General features: G+C 58.8%; 3 protein-coding genes. 1 reads left to right on the top strand and 2 read right to left on the bottom strand.

The annotated features are described in order from the left end of the window. Positions 1-237 precede the first annotated feature (237 nt). Together EN991_RS09500 and EN991_RS09490 are read right to left on the bottom strand one after the other, a co-directional pair. Positions 238-537: a DUF1236 domain-containing protein gene (locus EN991_RS09500; RefSeq protein WP_013530625.1), complete on the bottom strand. Its 300-nt coding sequence runs from the start codon at positions 535-537 to the stop codon at positions 238-240. 963 nt (positions 538-1,500) lie between these two features. Beyond that, positions 1,501-1,788: a hypothetical protein gene (locus EN991_RS09490; RefSeq protein ID WP_063173741.1), complete on the bottom strand. Its 288-nt coding sequence runs from the start codon at positions 1,786-1,788 to the stop codon at positions 1,501-1,503. A gap of 246 nt (positions 1,789-2,034) precedes the next feature. Here EN991_RS09490 and EN991_RS09485 point away from each other — a divergent pair, with 246 nt between their 5' ends. After that, positions 2,035-2,331 carry an exopolysaccharide production repressor protein gene (locus tag EN991_RS09485; protein WP_245460934.1) on the top strand — a complete coding sequence of 99 codons (297 nt, stop codon included), beginning with the start codon at positions 2,035-2,037 and terminating at the stop codon, positions 2,329-2,331. Positions 2,332-2,787: the final 456 nt, after the last annotated feature.

The raw sequence follows: 2,787 nt of genomic DNA, 5'->3' as shown, positions 1-2,787 counted from the left end.
GGGCGTCGCCATCGATCCGGCCGTGACGATCTTCCATGATGGCCGCGACCTTTTGAAAGGTTTGCATTTCGGCATCCGTCACCCGCGCATCGCGCATCCGGGCCTGGAGATCGGCCAGGCGAACGCCCAAAGCAGGGGATGTCACAGCTTTGCTTATCATCTTCACTCGTCCTGATTGGAAACTGACATGGGCAACCCGCCGCCATGGCTGGCGGCGGGTTTGGGACAATTCCAAGTTCAGTCGTAGACCTTGACGATCTTGCGGGTGCCCGGATCCACCAGGACGGTGCGGTTGTCGACCACCACGTAGCGGTATTTGACGTCGGGGATCTCATGAAGCTCGACCGTGTCCGGCAACGCGCTACCAACATTCAGTTCCACGCCGGGAATCTTGACCGAAGCGAGGGGCTGCTTCTTCACATACTCGCGGATGACCGTGTCCTGTTCAGGCTGGATGACAACGTCCTGAGCGGCAACGGCGCCCACTCCGGCCAACAGCAACAGCGCCGCTGCGGCGCCCGTTAGGTGCATTTTCATACTGTTTCTCCTTGCGAGTCAGCATGACAACATCGTCCAACGCTGACGGCAACTGAACTTGAGCCAACTGAAAATGTTCCTCAGATTGGGCTTCGGTCGGATGCTGTCTGCGACTTAAGTCTGGCCCGAGAGCGCATTGGTCTTACCGACGGGAACGGCTCTCTGTTCACGGCTGTTTGTCTCCCGGAATTCGGAGAAACAGATGGACAAAAGTGTTGGCCAAGCGCGCTGGTTGCTCGCACCGATTTTCGCGACAGCCGTTACCTTTCTGGTGATGGGAATAGTCCTTGGCTGACATGTCGTCGATCGGCGCAGCAACGTCCCTTCCTGCGCCGAGAGGGTTCGCAAGCCGCTTCGGCGCCTGGCGAACCCTCTATCTTCACCATACGCCGGCCTGCTCGTCGCTATCGTCCAGCAGTTGCTCGTCCAGTTTGCCGCTCGGCTATCGGGCCGTGTGTATCGATCGAGCCGGCGGCGAAGACAAGACACGTTGATCCGTAGGCTGCTCGCTGAAGTAAAGCGAACTGCCGAGAATGAGGAACACGATGCCCACCGCCGTCAATCCAACCATGAGCACGGCAATCGCCGTTCCTGGGCCATAGCCTGTCTTGATGATGGTGGATCGGTGGGACATCGCGGCGTTCTCCAGACACCCGGCGGTGCCGAGTTCTGCGACAAACGACAAGCGAGGCCCGATGTTCCCTCGTTGGAAGCCTCAATCGGTCACTTTGGGCTTTTGCTTTTTCCTGTAGGACCAAGGTCTTATCTGCCGAGCGCAAAGGTCCAAGGGGCCTTGTTCAGTTCCGATAATGTCCCTTGGATGTTCCGTTACTTTAGGTAAACCTGATATATTGCCTGGGCGGAAACTTAGCTGGCCAAGCAAAATCGCCCGCGAACCGGGCATGGAAAATGTGGCTTTGGCAAGTTCAACAACAGGCAGTCATGTCTCGGGCGACGAATAGCTCACGTCTCGTCGAATCCGCCCTCTCGGGTCTGATCGTGCGTGATTGCGGCTTCTTCCTCATCATCGGGGAGGGCGTCGTCGCTGTCCTGGTACGCGTTATCGTCGTCCTCGTCCGGCAGATCGCCGTCTTTTTCGACGCCGTAACGCATGTCGCCGTTTTCCGGCACGGACTCTGGCAGGATCTCGCCGCCCTTGATTGCATCCCAATCCTGCTGCTCGATGGTCGGCCCATCCGCCCGCGGTGCGTCATCTTCGATGTCGGCGCTTGGTTTGTTGCGAGGTGCCATGCTGGCCTCCAATCGTTGAAGAACTGGAGGCGAAACTCGGCGTGCCGGCGTTTGTTCCGGACCCGAAGTGCAAAGATCGGGCGTGCTCCTGGATTGTCGACGGCTGGCGTGTCAGCCCAGCCCCGCCAGCACCGCGGCCGCGGCCCGCACAGTTGCCAAGTTGCCGCGCAAATGGAGAACTTGCGGCGACTGACCCCTTACTTGCGAAGTTGCTAAAATAATGAAATGTTGTCCGCGGGAAATGAAATGAGGCAGGGACTGGTTGGAACCGGCGCGGTTTCGACGGTTTTGGAAACCATGTATTTTGGACAGTTTCTGGTAGGAATGTCAGCCACGGCCGTCATCGTCGCGGTCTGGACCTATATGACCACCGGCTCCTTCTGGGAGGCATTTGCCTGGACGATAGCGACGCTGCTTGTCCTGCAGGTCGGCTACTTCGTGCTCGTCGTGAGGCTGATCTTCAGGCGCGCACATGACATCGTGCCGAGCCAGGATCCGGTAGACGCCTTTCCGCCATTGCATCGCGACGGTGTCCAGCTTTGAGACCGGGTGACCGGGACCGATCAGGAATGGCGTTTCCATACCAGGCCGTCCACTCGAGCGCGTTCGCCCGGGCAAACTCGGGGAACGTCGCCACCAGCGCGATCACGACCGACGGCAAGGTGTTTGGTCGCTGAGACGGCGCCTTCTGAGCATATCCCTGCTGGAGATTTCGGCCCAGCGTTATCATGGGAACAGGACGCATGCGCGACCGCTCCGCATTGTGCTCAGGCCGACAGGTTGGGAACAAGTGCTGATGCTTCGCGTTCTCTGGCAGTGTCGATGAGGTTGCCGCCTCCATCGGTACTGTTATGGCTCGCTCTGCTCCCGGCGGGGCGAGCCCTTTTCGTGCCGGAGCCTTTCAAATCGTCCAGACGAAGAGGCGGATGCGCGGCCGATTTGGCGCACTGGTGCTCAGATTGAATTTTCTTCCTCTAAATATCCGTACCTATCTGTGCA

The organism is Mesorhizobium sp. M7A.F.Ca.US.005.03.2.1 (assembly GCF_003997795.1).
Classification (GTDB): Bacteria; Pseudomonadota; Alphaproteobacteria; order Rhizobiales; family Rhizobiaceae; genus Mesorhizobium; species Mesorhizobium ciceri.
The sequence above is the reverse complement of the archived record's forward strand: the minus strand, read 5'-3'. Positions and strand labels throughout refer to the sequence as shown.